The organism is Actinopolymorpha cephalotaxi, from assembly GCF_013408535.1.
GTDB lineage: Bacteria > Actinomycetota > Actinomycetes > Propionibacteriales > Actinopolymorphaceae > Actinopolymorpha > Actinopolymorpha cephalotaxi.
Genome location: NZ_JACBZA010000001.1, coordinates 2,014,163 through 2,028,364, shown reverse-complemented (window position 1 = coordinate 2,028,364; position 14,202 = coordinate 2,014,163). Strand labels below are relative to the sequence as shown.

At 69.9% G+C, this 14,202-nt stretch carries 13 protein-coding genes; 6 read left to right on the top strand and 7 right to left on the bottom strand.

The window, feature by feature from the left end; translation table 11 throughout:
- Positions 1-22 precede the first annotated feature (22 nt).
- The 5 genes from FHR37_RS09045 to FHR37_RS09025 all read right to left on the bottom strand — a co-directional run bounded on the left by FHR37_RS09045 (position 23) and on the right by FHR37_RS09025 (position 6,307).
- Entirely contained in the window at positions 23-1,762 is a 1,740-nt protein-coding gene (locus FHR37_RS09045; RefSeq protein ID WP_202818095.1) for a nucleoside-diphosphate sugar epimerase/dehydratase, read from the bottom strand.
- A gap of 295 nt (positions 1,763-2,057) precedes the next feature.
- Positions 2,058-2,633: a GNAT family N-acetyltransferase gene (locus FHR37_RS09040; protein ID WP_330831729.1), complete on the bottom strand. Its 576-nt coding sequence runs from the start codon at positions 2,631-2,633 to the stop codon at positions 2,058-2,060.
- Between the two features lie 65 nt (positions 2,634-2,698).
- A complete protein-coding gene (locus FHR37_RS09035) occupies positions 2,699-3,811 on the bottom strand; it encodes a polysaccharide biosynthesis C-terminal domain-containing protein (RefSeq protein ID WP_092883594.1) in 1,113 nt (370 codons plus the stop codon).
- Positions 3,808-4,851 carry a polysaccharide biosynthesis protein gene (locus FHR37_RS09030; RefSeq protein WP_092883593.1) on the bottom strand — a complete coding sequence of 348 codons (1,044 nt, stop codon included), beginning with the start codon at positions 4,849-4,851 and terminating at the stop codon, positions 3,808-3,810. The genes FHR37_RS09035 and FHR37_RS09030 overlap by 4 nt, the downstream gene beginning before the upstream one ends.
- Complete coding sequence (locus tag FHR37_RS09025; protein WP_202818094.1) at positions 4,841-6,307, bottom strand: glycosyltransferase family 4 protein; 1,467 nt, start codon at positions 6,305-6,307, stop codon at positions 4,841-4,843. Before FHR37_RS09025 ends, FHR37_RS09030 begins: the two co-directional genes overlap by 11 nt.
- A gap of 55 nt (positions 6,308-6,362) precedes the next feature.
- Here FHR37_RS09025 and FHR37_RS32995 point away from each other — a divergent pair, with 55 nt between their 5' ends.
- The 4 genes from FHR37_RS32995 (at position 6,363) to FHR37_RS09005 (ending at position 10,234) form a co-directional block, all read left to right on the top strand.
- The gene (locus tag FHR37_RS32995; RefSeq protein ID WP_092883592.1) at positions 6,363-7,850 is read left to right on the top strand and encodes a polysaccharide biosynthesis tyrosine autokinase; all 1,488 of its coding nucleotides are present in this window, start codon (positions 6,363-6,365) and stop codon (positions 7,848-7,850) included.
- 20 nt (positions 7,851-7,870) lie between these two features.
- A complete protein-coding gene (locus FHR37_RS09015; RefSeq protein WP_139238962.1) occupies positions 7,871-8,695 on the top strand; it encodes an aminoglycoside phosphotransferase family protein in 825 nt (274 codons plus the stop codon).
- A gap of 91 nt (positions 8,696-8,786) precedes the next feature.
- Positions 8,787-9,797: an SDR family oxidoreductase gene (locus tag FHR37_RS09010; protein WP_092883590.1), complete on the top strand. Its 1,011-nt coding sequence runs from the start codon at positions 8,787-8,789 to the stop codon at positions 9,795-9,797.
- Positions 9,794-10,234 carry an NRT1/PTR family MFS transporter gene (locus tag FHR37_RS09005; protein WP_139238961.1) on the top strand — a complete coding sequence of 147 codons (441 nt, stop codon included), beginning with the start codon at positions 9,794-9,796 and terminating at the stop codon, positions 10,232-10,234. The genes FHR37_RS09010 and FHR37_RS09005 overlap by 4 nt, the downstream gene beginning before the upstream one ends.
- Here FHR37_RS09005 and FHR37_RS09000 read toward each other — a convergent pair.
- Positions 10,191-10,745 (bottom strand): MarR family winged helix-turn-helix transcriptional regulator, encoded by a 555-nt coding sequence (locus FHR37_RS09000; protein WP_092883588.1) that lies wholly within the window; start codon positions 10,743-10,745, stop codon positions 10,191-10,193. The genes FHR37_RS09005 and FHR37_RS09000 overlap by 44 nt on opposite strands.
- Before the next feature lie 30 nt (positions 10,746-10,775).
- Between FHR37_RS09000 and FHR37_RS08995 the strand changes: the two genes are divergently transcribed.
- A complete protein-coding gene (locus FHR37_RS08995; RefSeq protein ID WP_092883587.1) occupies positions 10,776-12,551 on the top strand; it encodes a glycoside hydrolase family 15 protein in 1,776 nt (591 codons plus the stop codon).
- Between the two features lie 44 nt (positions 12,552-12,595).
- On the top strand, positions 12,596-13,024 hold the full coding sequence (locus FHR37_RS08990) for a nuclear transport factor 2 family protein (RefSeq protein ID WP_092883586.1): 429 nt from the start codon (positions 12,596-12,598) through the stop codon (positions 13,022-13,024).
- Here the strand turns inward: FHR37_RS08990 and FHR37_RS08985 are convergent.
- A complete protein-coding gene (locus FHR37_RS08985; RefSeq protein ID WP_092883585.1) occupies positions 13,010-14,116 on the bottom strand; it encodes an FUSC family protein in 1,107 nt (368 codons plus the stop codon). The genes FHR37_RS08990 and FHR37_RS08985 overlap by 15 nt on opposite strands.
- Positions 14,117-14,202: the final 86 nt, after the last annotated feature.

The following is a 14,202-nucleotide window of genomic DNA, read 5'->3' as shown; positions in this document are numbered from 1 at the left end:
GGACCCGATCCACTCTCAGTGCTTACCGGCCGGCCGACGGCATGGATCGCGTGCTCACGCCCGCACCCATCTTCTCGCAGGTTTCCCGCAGCGTCTCCACCACCTGCCCGGGACCACTCCACAGGTCGATGGCCTGGACGGTTGCCGGCTCTACCGCCGGCACCGCGATGTGTGAGACCAGCGGATGAACGGGCCGGCGATCCGGCTCGCCGGTGCCGAGCAACTCCTCGTGCACCTTCTCACCCTGTCGCAGCCCCGTGTAGACGACCTCGATTTGCCGACCGGACATCTCGATCAGCCGCCGGGCGACATCGTCGATACGGACCGGCGCGCCCATGTCGAGGACGAGCGCTTCGCCCGCCTCACCGATCGCGGCCGCTTGAATCACCAGTTGCACGGCTTCCTGGACGGTCATGAAATAACGTGTGGCCTCCGGGTCGGTCACTGTCACCGGACCGCCGGCCTCGATCTGGGCGGTGAACGCGGTGAGCACGGACCCCCTGCTCCCCAGCACGTTGCCGAACCGGACACTGAGAAAGGTCTCACCTGTGTCCATTGCGGCCGCCGCCGTGAGGCCTTCGGCGATTCGTTTCGAGTAGCCGAGCACGCTGACCGGGTTCGCAGCCTTGTCGGTCGAGATGTTGACGAAACGACGTACACCGGCGGCCTTGGCCGCGTCGAGGACCGCGATCGTGCCCCAAACGTTCGTCTTGACCGCCTCGGCGGGGTACTGCTCCAACATGGGTAGGTGTTTGAGCGCCGCGGCGTGGAACACCACATCGGGACGTCGCTTCTCCAGGATGTCGAGGATCTGTTGAGTGTCCCTGATGTCGGCCAGAACGACGTCCGGGGTGTCCAGCATCGCCCGGCCCTGGATCGACAGCTGGACGGTGTGCAGGGCGGACTCGTCACGGTCCAGCATGATCAGCTGGGCGGGAGCGTAACGGTGGATCTGTCTGCACAGCTCCGACCCGATCGAACCGCCGGCCCCTGTCACCAGAACCCTCCGGCCGGTGAGGTAGCCCGCGACCGCGCCGACGTCGGTGTCGATCTGGTGCCGGCCGAGCAGATCGCCCACCTCCAGACTGCGCAGGTCCGAGACCGCGACCTGGCCGTTGAGCAGCTCTCCCACACCGGGCAGCACCTTGAGGTCCATGTCGAGAGCCGCCGCGCGACTCTCGACGGTGCGCATCAGTTGCGCCCCAGCACTGGGGATCGCCACGACCAGGGTGCGACAACCCGTCTGTGCGACCACGTCGGCGCAGTCGTCGAAGGTACCCATCACCGGCACGCCGCGCAGCCGCCGGTACCGCTTGTGCGGATCATCGTCCAACAGGCCGACCGGTCGCCAGGTCCGCTGAGGGTCTCGCATCATCGAGTCCACCAGCTGGCGCCCACCGTCCCCAGCTCCGAAGATGAGCACAGGCGTGCTCCTGGTGTCGGCGTGGTTCCGGCCTCCGAACTCCCGTATCCGCCGCCACCCGGCACGCCACCAGGCCACCAGGGCAAAGGTCATGAAGGAGGCCGCGACCGGAACCGACCTCGGAACGAGCGGTTGGGCGGCGACCGTGTTGGCGATCACGATGACGATCCCGACAGATCCGGTCACGCCTCCGAGCAGCAGCATCTCCTCGAAGCTGCCCATCGTCGCGCGTCCCTGGTGCAGGCGCACCACCCAGCCGAAGCCGGCGTGCAATACGGTCGCCGCCAGCCCGAGAGTGATCACGCCGCCCCACGGGACAGGACCACTGGCGACGTCCATTCGAAGAGCGGCGAACGTGACCATCGAAAGCAACCAGGCAGCACCGTCCAGGCCGACCAGTACAACCGGCCGCCGGGCAAGAGTCCTCAGCCCACGCTTCACCCTGATACCCCCGTATCCGGCCGCGTCATAGTGAGCTCCTCATGGGACACGACCCTCCGTGGCCAGTTAAGCCGATGAACATGAGCCAGGCCGCCAGACCGGACGATCTGAGAAGATCCCAATCCGGCTACTAATTGCACGGCAAAGAATGTGAGCACGTCTCCTGGCAGAACCGCGTTCGGAAAGGGAATTCTCACCCTGGCGGCGCCGAGATCCCGTAGCAGTTCATCCGGCGCCCTCCGGCCACGCGATAGCTGCCGAGCAAATTCCAGCCGGCCCGTTGGTAGAAACGGTTGACCCGGTTGTTCCCTTCGGCGTCGGTGGTCAGGTAGGCGTCGGTGACACCACGGGCCTGTACGGCAGACCACCAGGCCTCCAGCAGTCGGCGACCAACGCCGGAAGCCTCCACGACAGGATCAACACAGATGGAACTCAGCAGCGCTCCGCGCGCCCTGATCGGGACACCACCTCGATAACCCAGCCCACGGAGCAGCCTCACCACCGCCCTCGGATGCCGGAACCCTGCCAACAGACTGGCCACCATCAGGGGGCCGAGTTGCCTGCACAGCATGCGACGGAAGAACTGATCGGGTACGACAGTTCCGACCACGACCCCGACGAGCCCGCCGGCAGGGTCTCGAGCTACGACCGTCACCGCCGCGGGGTCCTCCACGAAAGCGCGGTAGAACTCCCGAAGGAACCGTTCACCCAGACTGGTCAGGAAGAATCGCGCGAACGACCGAGCGTGCAGACTGGCCGCCGCGGCCACATCTTCTGACCGCAGGACGTGCACGGCCGGGTAGATCGCCTCGTGCTTCCGAACCCCGGGGTGGCTCACCTCACGCTCCCGACTCGCGGCCGGACCCGCTCGGCGTAGGTGTCCGGCTCGAGCGGGTCGTGCATCGTGTGGGTCCAGAAGAAGGTGACGAGTTCGTCGACGCCAGTGTTGACGATGTTGTGTGCCCACATCGTCGGCATGTCGACGATCGCGGGAGAATCGGCGGAGACCGCGAAGGAGATCACCTCGTCGTGGAAGAGCCTGCGGAGGTTGATCATCGCCTGTCCGCGAACGACGAGGAACCGCTCGACCTTCCCCAGGTGGAAGTGGTCACCTCTCGTCACACCGGGCATGCTGGTGGACACGAAACTCTGCCCGGTGCCGCCGTGCGACCGTACGCACTCGACCAGGTCTCCCCGCTCGTCGCGGTGGGACGTCGGCCGCATCGGATAGGTCTGGGGAAACATGGCAGCGCGAAGCGTGTTGAACAAGTCAACCTCGAGTTGCGTCGTCAGCGCCGGCAGCTCACCACCCCTGTACAGGTGGTGCATCCCGCGAAGCAACTCCCACACCTGGGTTACCGACGTGTCCTCACCTCGCGGCCGGACCATCTCCGAGGGACCCGGCTCCAGTGCGCCGATGAGGTCGGCCGACGCGCGCTGGACGTGGAGCAACTCCACCGGTCGGTCGTCGATGGTCGGGAGTCGCTCGTCCACCACCGCACGGACGAAGGTCGCCACGAAGGAGTTGTAGTTCGGACGGCCGTGCTCACCGAAAAGATTGGGCAGGACCACGTCCACGAAGCGAGCTCCGCGGGTCGTTGCGCTGTCCGCCAGGAGGATTCCGGCCTGGGCCTTCCCCCGTCCGTACGGTGTGTCGGCCCCCGCGTGGAGGGAGTTGGCGAAGACCACGCACGACAACTGTCCGCTGTCGCGGACCGCCCGGCCGACCATCTGTGCCAGCGCAACGTTTCCCTGCTCGACCTCCTCGTCGGTGCCGCGGTTGACACCCGCGAGATGTATCAGCGCGTCGGCGTCCTTGAGCTCGGTGTCCAACCGGTCCAAATCCGCGCGGCCGATCGCCACGACCTGGTGGTCGGTGAGCGCCCGGAGGCGTACCCGCAGGTGCCATCCGAGAAATCCGTGCCCGCCCGTCACGACGACCTTCACAGCGGCATCCGTTCCGTCATCGACCGGATCTCCGGGATGGTCGCGAGGAGAGCCATCGCCTGCTCGACATCCAACTGGTCGGCGTTGTCCGAGGAGTAGTCCTCCACGACCGCGGCCTCGAGGGCCCCCTGTTCGTAGTACACCTCGTACTCGAGGGACCGCGTGTCCAGCGGTACGCGGTAGTAGTCACCCTGGTCACTGGCACGCACCATCTCCTCCCTGCTGAGCAGGGTCTCGTGGAGCTTCTCCCCATGGCGAGGTCCCAGCACCTTGATCGCCGGCTCGCCGTAGCCGAGCAGCTTCGCCAGGGCGTGTGCCAGCACCTCGACGGTGCAGGCTGACGCCTTGCGGACGAAGAGGTCGCCGGGCTCACCGTGAACGAACGCGTGTTCCACCAACTCCACCGAATCCGTGAGCGTCATCATGAACCGCGTCATCGTGGGCTCGGTGATCGTCAACGGTCGGCCGGTCCGTAGCTGATCCACGAACAACGGGATGACCGAGCCGCGGGAGTACATCACGTTGCCGTACCGGGTCACCGAGACGACGGTCGCGGATCCGGCGTTGTTCCTTGCAAAAGCTTGAGCCGTCTTCTCCATCAGGGCTTTGGACATGCCCATCGCGTTGACCGGGTAAACGGCCTTGTCCGTACTGAGGCAGACCACCGACCGCACTCCGGCGGCCGCGGCGGCCTCGATGACGTTCCGGCTACCGAGGACGTTGGTGCTCACCGCCTGCTGCGGGAAGAACTCGCACGAGGGCACCTGCTTGAGGGCCGCGGCGTGGAAGACGTAGTCGGTGCCGGACACCGCTTCCCGGACACTTCGTGGATCCCGTACATCACCCAGGAAAAGCTTCAGCCGGTGGTCGGCGAAGCGTCGCCGCATGGCGTCCTGCTTGGCCTCGTCACGGCTCAGGACGTGCACGGCGCGCACGTCCCGGGACAGCAGTCTCTCGACCATCGTCGCTCCGAAGGAGCCTGTCCCACCGGTGATCGCGATGACCGCACCGGCCATGTCCGACGCCGGATCAGCCAGCATGGGTTTTCTCCTGTCGTGCGATCCTCTGCAGGGCGCTCTCCACGCGTCCCACGCCTGTCTCGGCGGAGAACGTCCTGTGGTAGTAATCGCGGCCGCGCTCACCGAGGAGCCGCAGGTTGCCCCGCCCCAGAACCGTCGCCTGCCGGATCCCGTCCAGTACCTTCGCGGGGTCGGCCGGCCCGACCGCGATCCCGGCTCCACTCTCACGTGCCACGGAGGCGACATCTCCGTCGGCGGCAACGAGCATGGCCTTTCCGGCGGCCAGTGTCGCCTGCACCTTGCTCGGCATCGTGTACGCGGCCATCGCGGAGGGACGAAGGCTCACGTAGTGAATGTCTCCGGTCGCCATCAACGCCGGCACACGCTCCTTCGGGACCCGACCGAGAAAGCGGACGTTGGTGGCCCCGACGTCTCGTGCCCGCCGGCGGAGATCAGCTTCGGACACCCCCGACCCCGCGACCAGGCAACGGAAGTTGGGATCGTCCACTTTCGCGCAGGCGTCGACCAGCGACTCCAGTCCCTGCGCCCCGCCGAGCGTGCCCGCGTACACGAGTACGACGTGGCTCTCGTCCAGACCGAGTTCGGCTCGCATACTCCGGGCCGTGGCATGGGTGGGATGTTCGTCGGCCCACAGCGGAATGTAGGTGAGCTTGTCCGCCGGTACGCCTCTGCCCTGCAGGAGCCGGCCCACTCCAGGAGAGATGTAGGCGACGCTGCTCGCGGCGCGGTACATGTGTCCGCACCACGAACTCAGAACCCCTTCGACCGCGCGGAGCCCGCCGTTGCCCATGAACCCACTCGCGGCGACGTTGTCCGGCCACAGGTCGAGCACGTGCAGCAGGACGGGCACCTGGTGGCGATACCGGATCCACCACATCGGCGCCGCCACCGTGACCGGTGAGTTGCCGACCCACACGGCGTCCATTCCTCGCAGCCGCTCGATCCCCGACAGCAGGGCCGAGGCGGCAAACGAGCCGTAGGTCAGTGTGCGCCGAAGTACCGAGGAATCATGACTCGGGTAAAGCGCGACCCGCCTGACGTGAACATTTCCTAATGTTTCATCGAAACGTCGTCGGATTTGATAGCCCGCGGCGACCTGGCCGTCGGGATAATTGGGAAAGCCGGTCAGGACGTGAACGTCGTGACCCCGGTCCGCAAGACCGCGCGCGAGTACGCCGGGTAGGCTCGCCGGCCCCGGTTCGGGATCGAACCACTGACTCAGAACACCGATTCTCATAAGCTCCTCGGGCGGCAGTGTACGCAGATCGAGAAGGCCCGCCCGGTGTTCGAGCACGTGTCGACCACAAAGTCGCCGGGCGATTTCAAGATCGAGAATTCTGCGGCCGGTGGACCATGGCTTATTTTGCGGATGTCCTCGTAATAAACGGACGAAGATGCCACTATCGATTCCGCACGAACGACATGCGGCCTCGGCATTCGTCAGCCGATGGTTCACGATCCGCTATGGCCGACGGGACCTCAAGCCCTGCCCAGGAACGAGATGAGGCTTTGTGGATCTTCGCGACTACTTCAAGGTGTTCGGACGCCGCTGGCGGCTGGTCGTGGTCGGTGCTCTTGTCGGCGTCGCGGCGGCGACACTGGTCACACTTGAAGCGCCGCTCAAGTACACCTCGACCGTCCGCCTTTTCGTGTCCACTGCTCAGCCGGACCTTACCTCCGCCTATCAGGGCGGGCTCCTGTCCGAGCAACGGGTCGGGTCGTATGCAGATCTGGTGACCGGCCCGGAGATCGCCCGGCGCGTGGTAGACAGGCTCGGCTTCAAACGCAGTCCGGATGCTCTGCGTGGTCAGATCAGCGCCGACGTCGTACCGAACACCGTCATCATCGTCGTCAGGGTGACCGACCGGACCCCACACACGGCCGGCCGGATCGCCCAGGCGGTCACTGACGAGTTCACCAGCTTCGTGCGGCGTTTGGAGAGCAACTCCGCGACGTCGGGAACGCCGATCAAAGTCACGTCACTGGGACCGCCGGTCACCGGCCAGGATCCGGTGAGTCCACAGCCGATCCGGAATGTTGCCGTCGGCTTCGTGGTCGGTCTTCTGCTGGGCGCCGGCGCCGCGGCGTTCCGGGAGTCGCTGGATGCGTCCTTGCGTCGGCCCGAGGAGGTTGCCGGGCTCACCGCGGCACCCGTGCTGGGCTCATTCGCGTACGACTCGAAGGTGAACAAACGGCGCCTGCTCACCGACTACCGGACGCACTCCCCACGCGTGGAGGCCTTCCGCTTGCTGCGGACCAACCTGCAGTTCGTCGACGTCGACCAGCGCAGCAAGGTCTTCGTCGTCACCAGCTCCTTGCCCGGAGAGGGCAAGACCACCACGGCGACCAACCTCGCCATCGCCCTGGCGCAGTCGGGTCAACGGGTGGCGCTCGTCGACGGCGACCTGCGCCGCCCCGGAGTCGCCGACTCTCTCGGTCTGGAAACCTCGGTCGGGCTGACCAGCGTCCTGATCGGGCGGATCGCCCTGTCCGACGCCATACAGGAATGGGGTCCGGACAAGCTCCCGGTGCTCACCAGTGGGCCGATGCCGCCCGATCCGACGCACCTGCTGCAGTCTCGTGTGATGGCGGAGGTTCTCGCCGACCTGCGGCGGGCGTTCGACATCGTTCTGATCGACGCCCCACCGTTGCTTCCCGTGGCGGACGCGGCCATCCTGTCCGCCCAGGTCGAGGGTGCGCTCCTGGTGGTACGCCACGGCAAAACCACCCGCGACCAGGTTCGTTCCTGTGTCGAACGCCTGGGCTCGGTCCACGCGCACGTCGCCGGCACCATCCTCAACATGTGCCCGAACAGTGGGCCCAACCGGGTCGACTACAGCTACAGCTACAGCTACGCCGGTCCGGCCGGCGACGACCTGCAGCCACTGGCGAACGGCCGGGTGCAGCCCTCCGCCGCCGCCCAGGTCGCCGAGGCCGTCGGCAGCCGCCGTGCCACAGACGGCGAGACCGGCAACGCCCCCGCCAACGGTGCCGGCTGAGTTCGCGAGGTACCCCATCGATGTCCACCACAGTGTCTTCGACGACCCCCACGACCGCCGCGCCGGCTGCCACGAGCAGTGAGGCGGTCACCCAGACCCACGAGCTGTCCATCCTCGGCGGCGTGGTGCACAAGCGGTACCGCTCCTGGGACCGCGGTGAGCACCTGCGCGAGTGGTCGGCGCTGCGGCTGCTGCACGCGCACACCGTCGACCTGGCTCCGGCACCGCTGGCGGCCGACCTGGAGGCCAGCGTCCCGAGCCTGACGGTGGGCGAACTGCCGGGCCGACCCCTCGGCGGTGCGCTCACCGGCCCCGAACTCGACGGCCTGGAGGCCGCGCTGCGCATCCTGTGGTCGGTGCCGGTCGGGTCCATGCCCCGCCGGAGGTTCGCACCGCGCGAGGCGCTGGCGGTGGCCCGGATGCGGTTCGCCGGCGCCTCCCGCCCGCCGGGGCCGCTCGGCCGGGCCGTGGACGCCGTACGTGAGTGGCTGGTCGACGTCCGCCTGCCCGGAGGTGCCGCGAAGGTGCTCGGCCACGGCGACCCGAACCTCGCCAACTACCTGTGGGACGGCACCCGGGTGCGGATCGTGGACTTCGAGGACGCGGGCCGGTCCGACGTGTCGTACGAACTCGCCTCCCTGGTCGAGCACCTTTCGGCTAAGGAGACCGACTGGGACGGGTTCTGGCCCCGGTTCGACGTGGACCCGGCCCGCTTCCTGGAGAGCCGGCGGCTGGCCGCGGCCCTGTGGCTGTACACGTTGCTGCCGGGCGGCCCCTCGGTCCGCCGCAACCCTCCGGGGACGCCGGAGCGGCAGGCCGAGCGGATGCTCAGACTGCTCGCATGAGCTCGGGTTACCGGCGTGATCTCGGGGTACGTGAGCCGCCGGACACCCGATCATTTGCGTTAGCGCAACGATTGCAGGTATAGAGGAACCCATGAGTCCTCAGGTAGTCGTGGTCACCGGCGCGAGCGCCGGAGTCGGACGCGCCACCGCCAAGGCGTTCGGTGCACGCGGAGCGAAGGTCGCGCTGCTGGCGCGGGGCGAGACCGGGCTGGCCGGTGCCGCCCGGGAAGTACGCGAGGCCGGCGGGCAGGCGCTGCCGATCCCCGTCGACGTCGCCGACGCCGACCAGGTGGAGGCGGCCGCCGCCCGGGTCGAGGACGAACTCGGCCCGATCGACGTGTGGGTCAACGTCGCGTTCACCTCGGTGTTCGCGCCGTTCCACCAGATCGGCGCCGAGGAGTTCCGGCGGGTCACCGAGGTGAGCTATCTCGGCTACGTCTACGGCACCATGGCGGCGCTGCGGCGGATGCGCACCCGCGACGAGGGCACCATCGTCCAGGTCGGCTCGGCGCTGGCCTACCGCGGAATCCCGCTGCAGTCGGCGTACTGCGGCGCCAAACACGCGATCCAGGGCTTCCACGAGTCGCTGCGGTGTGAACTTCTGCACGAGCGCAGCAACGTGCACGTGACGATGGTGCAGCTGCCGGCGGTAAACACCCCGCAGTTCACCTGGGTGCTGTCCCGGCTGCCGCGCCGGGCCCAGCCGGTCCCCCCGATCTACCAGCCGGAGGTCGCCGCGCGCGGAGTCGTGTACGCCGCGGACCACCCGCGCCGCCGCGAGTACTGGGTGGGTGGCAGCACGGTCGCCACGCTGATGGCGAACGCCGTGCTGCCCGGCGTACTCGACCGCTACCTCGGGCACACCGGCTTCGGCTCCCAGCAGACCGACCAGCCCCGCGACCCCGAGCAGCCGGCCAACCTGTGGGAACCCGCCGACGGCCCCGGCGGACAGGACTTCGGCGCGCACGGGCCGTTCGACCCGCGGGCGACCGGGCAGAGCGTGCAGCAGTGGGCGTCACACCATCCCCGCCTGTCGGCGGCCGCCGCGGCCGGCGGGCTCGCCGGCCTCGCCGCCCTGGCGGCGAAGGTGGTCCGGCGATGAGCGGGGTGAGCAGGCTGAGCGGAGTGAGCAGGCTGAGCAGCGTGAACCTGGCGACCGCGCTCAGCGCGATCCGGTTCACGTACGGCATGGTCGAGGCGACGGTCCCCGACGTGGTGTCCCGGCGAGTGGCCGGCCGCCCGCTGGACCGGCACGAACGCCTCGCCGCCCGCGTGCTCGGCGTACGCCACATCCTCCAGGCCGGTGCCGCCACCGTGCTCGCGTCCCCGACGGGTTACCGCCTCGGCGCGGGGGTGGACGCGCTGCACGCGCTCAGCATGGTGGGGTTGGCTGCGGTCGACCGCAGGCGCCGCCCGCTCGCGCTGGCCGAGACGGTGACCGCGTCCGCGATGGCGCTCGCCGGACTGTACGCCGCCCACCGGGCCGGCCAGACGTTCAGCTTTCCTGCCAGCCCAGCATCGAGGTCTCCACGTCCGTGACCTCACCTGCCGCGGCCGCGAAGGCGTCCAGCGCGCTGGCCAGTCGCCGGCGCTGGACCTCCGGCATGCGCGCCACGACGTCGGCGACCGCGGCCCGCCGGTGCCGCATCATCTGGTCGACCAGGCGCCGGCCCTTCGGGGTCAGCGTGAGGGCGAGGTGCCGTCGGTCGCGCGGATCCTCGTCGCGCCGCAGCAGCCCGGCGGCCACCAGCCGGTCGCAGATGCGGGTGGCGTTGGAGGCGTGGACGCGGAGTTCGCGGGCGACGGCGCCGAGGTTGACCGGGCCACGGGTGGCGATCATCACCAGCACCCGGAGCTGGCTGAGAGTCACCGCTTCCTCCACCTCGGCGACCGAACGCGCCACCACCGCGACCCACACCCGCGCGGCCCGCAGCACGGCGTCGACCTGCCGGTCGGCGTCCTCGAACTGCCGATCAGCGTGCTCGGCGCCCTCAGCGTGGTCGACCTGCTCGACGTGTTCGTCCCCGTGGCCGGGATCCCCTGAGCCCATCCGGCAAGTATCCGTGGAGTAGTTGCGCCTATGCAAACGTCACCCACCGAACCGTCGCCGACGCCGAACGACTTCCAGCCGTCCGTACTCCGCGAGTACGCACTGATCGCCGACGGCGAGCGTGGCGCACTGTGCGGCCCCCGCGGGGAGATCGCCTGGCTGTGCGCGCCCGGATGGGACGACGACGCGGTCCTGTCCGGCCTGGTCGGCGGCGGCGGCGTCTATGCCGTCACCCCGATCGAACGCCACGTCTGGGGCGGCCACTACGAGCCGGGCTCGCTCGTCTGGCGCAACCGCTGGGTCACCACCGACGGCATCGTGGAGTGCCGGGACGCGCTCGCCTTCCCGGGCGACCCGCACCGGGCCGTCGTCCTGCGCCGGGTGGAGGCCCCGGAGGGCACCGCCCGGATCCGGGTCGTACTCGACCTGCGCGCCCGCTTCGGCCAGGAGCCGATGCGCGACGTACGCCGCACCATCGACGGCCGGTGGACGGCACGGACCGGGCCGTTGTGGATCCGCTGGACCGGAGCTCCGGCGGCCCGACCGGCCGAGGACGGACGTCTGGAGCTGGAGCTCACGGTGCCGGGCGGCGACCACCGGGACCTGATCCTCGAGGTCGGCGACCGCGAACTTCCCGAGCCAATCGACCCGGACCAGGCGTGGGCGCGTACGGAGGAGGAGTGGCGGGCCGCCGTGCCGGAGTTCGCCACCTCGGTGGCGCCCCGCGACGCCCGTCACGCGTACGCCCTGCTGCGCGGGCTGACCACCGGCTCCGGCGCCATGGTCGCGGCCGCCACCCTGGGTCTGCCGGAGCGGGCCGAGGCCGGCCGCAACTACGACTACCGCTACGCGTGGATCCGGGACCAGTGCTACGCCGGGATCGCGGTCGGCGTCGACGGCCCGCATCCGCTGCTCGACGACGCGGTGAAGGTGGCCACCGCCCGCCTGCTCGAACACGGCGACCGGCTCGCGCCCGGCTACCGGGCCGACGGCTCGGGCATCCCGCGGGAGCGGCGGCTGCACCTTCCCGGCTACCCCGGCGGCGCGGACGTCGTCGGGAACTGGGTGCACGGCCAGTTCCAGCTCGACGCCTTCGGCGAGATCCTCCAGCTGCTGACCGTCGCGGCCCGCCACGACCGGCTCGACGACGACGGACGCCGCGCGCTGCACCTCGCCGTGGACGTGATCGACCGCCGCTGGGACCGGCCGGACGCCGGGATCTGGGAGTTGCGCGAGGACTGGTGGACGCACTCCCGGCTCGCCTGCGTCGCCGGGCTGCGGGCCGCCGCCGGCGTCGTCACGCGCGCCGAGTCGGGCCGGCTGACCGATCTCGCCGACACCATCCTGGGCGAGACCACGAAACGCTGCACGCGACCGGACCGGGCGTGGCGCCGCAGCCCGCGGCACGACGGCACCGACGCGGCTCTGCTGCTGCCCCCGGTGCGGGGCGCGCTCCCCCACGACGATCCGCGGGTACGCGCGACGATCACCGCCGTGGAGAACGAGCTCACCCAGGACGGTTACGCCTACCGGTTCGCGGCCGACGGCGACGTGCCGCTCGGAGAGAACGAGGGCGCGTTCCTGCTCTGCGGCTTCGAGCTGGCACTGGCGTACTGGCACCAGGGGCAGGTCGACCGGGCCGGGCGCTGGTTCGAGCGCAACCGCGCGGCCTGCGGGCCGCCGGGGCTGTTCACCGAGGAGTACGACGTACGCCAGCGGCAGCTGCGCGGGAACATCCCGCAGGCCTTCGTGCACGCGATGTTCCTGGAGACGTCCCTGCGGCTGGCCGGCGATCCCGTCCGGTGAGACGACCGGCCGCCGGGAGGGTTCGGGTCGGCCATCATGGCCGGATGAACCACGACGACGCCCGGGCCTTCGCCGACCGGTGGGTCCGCGCCTGGAACGCCCACGACCTCGACACGCTGCTGGAGCACTTCGCCGACGACGTGGTGTTCACCTCGCCGGTCGCGGCGCGGTTGCTCGGCGGCGACGGGATCATCCGGGGCAAGGAGGCCCTGCGGGCCTACTGGACCGAGGGCCTGGCCCGCATCCCCGACCTCCGCTTCGAGGTGCTCGGCGTCTACGTCGGCGTCGGCACCCTCGTCATCAACTACCGCAACCAGGTGGGCGGGGTCGTCAACGAGGTCCTGACATTCGGCGGGAACGGCGAGGACAGCGGGAACGGCGGGAACGGCGGGGATGCCGGCGGCCTGGTCACCCACGGGCACGGCACCTACCTCGACGGCGGCGCCAACCCGGCGGGTCTACGCGCCGACTGACCCGGCGGGCTTCGCGGCCCCGGCCTCCAGCCGGCCCGGCGCCGAGGGGCAGACCTCGTCCGCGGCCGGCAGGCCGACGAGCAGCCGCTTGGCCTCCAGCAGGAACATCCCGAGCGCCGACGGGTCCGCCGCGGCGCGGGCGTCGAGGTCGGCCTGCAGCCCCGCGGCCAGCGAGCCCGCGGCGCCGACGGCCTCCGCGTACGCGGCCCGGTCCTCGTCGGTACAGCGCCCGGCCACGTGGTCGGCGTAGGTGCGGCAGGCCGCGGCCAGCCGGTCGCACAGGTCGGCGTACGGCCCGGCGCTCTCGGGGTCGGGCAACTCGCTCCGGAACGCCTCGTCGGTTCCTTCCAGCAGAACCCGCACCAGGCCGTTCACCGAACCGACCACCCTGCTGACGACCGCGATGACGTCCTCCGGGTCGGGCCCCGCCGACTCCCGGCGTACGGGCTCGAACCGGACGTTCCACCGCCGGCTCTCCGAACTCCAGCCGCTGAGGTCGCGCGCCCGGTCGGTCATCCGGGTCAGTTCACCGCCGCGTTCGTCCCACCGGAGCACGGCGCTCCGGTCGACGCCGGACCGCAGACCCTCGGCGATCGGGGCCAGCAACTCAGCCGCCTCCCGGCTCACCGCCCGCGCGGCGTCCAGGCCGCGGCGGTGGTAGACGGGCGGCAGGACGACCGCGTTGACGACCACCCCGATCACGGCGCCGATCACTGCCTCCCGCAGCCGGTCGACCACGCCATCGAACGTCACCGAGCCGTACACCAGCACGAACAACGCGGTCGTGGCGCAGAAGACGCCCTGGTCGCCGATCCGCGACCACAACGTCAGCGCCAGCGTCGCCGGGAGCACGATGCACATCGCCACCAACGTGCTGCCGACGAGGACGTGCACACCGGTGGCCAGGACGGTGCCGACCGTCATCGCGCCGAGCAGCCACAGTCCGTCGCGAACGGAGCGGTAGACGGTCGTCTGTACGGTGACGATCGCCACCCACGGCGCGATGACCGCGAGCGGGGAGTCCAGCCACCAGCCCGCGACCAGCCAGGCGAGGATGCCTGCCGCCGCGGCCTTGCCCGACTGGGCGACCATCGTGGAACGGTGCCCGCGTACGGCCGGGCGGGCGGCCGGTATCCGGGCTCGCACCGCGTCGATCCGCGATCGGACCGACGCGGGGA